This is a genomic window from Peribacillus sp. SIMBA_075 (genome assembly GCF_046534585.1).
Genome location: NZ_JAWRYN010000903.1, coordinates 1 through 260 on the forward strand (window position 1 = coordinate 1; position 260 = coordinate 260).

The 260-nt window shown below is 53.1% G+C and carries 3 tRNA genes; all 3 read right to left on the minus strand.

Features of this window, described 5'->3' with window-relative positions:
- Window positions 1-2 precede the first annotated feature (2 nt).
- Window positions 3-77: transfer RNA gene (locus SB775_RS30865), tRNA-Glu, on the minus strand.
- Between the two features lie 31 nt (window positions 78-108).
- Window positions 109-181: transfer RNA gene (locus tag SB775_RS30870), tRNA-Thr, on the minus strand.
- A 3-nt stretch (window positions 182-184) separates the two neighbouring features.
- Window positions 185-259: transfer RNA gene (locus SB775_RS30875), tRNA-Asn, on the minus strand.
- Window position 260 lies beyond the last annotated feature (1 nt).

Consider the following 260-nt stretch of genomic DNA (forward strand, 5'->3'; position numbering starts at 1 on the left):
AATGGTGACCCGTACGGGATTCGAACCCGTGTTACCGCCGTGAAAGGGCGGTGTCTTAACCGCTTGACCAACGGGCCGGATTATTTTCTGTTCATAGATAGATTGGGAAGCTCCCAAGCGGATTCGAACCGCTGACCTCTTCCTTACCATGGAAGTGCTCTACCTACTGAGCTATGGAAGCATATGGCTCCGCAGGTAGGACTCGAACCTACGACCGTTCGGTTAACAGCCGAATGCTCTACCACTGAGCTACTGCGGAA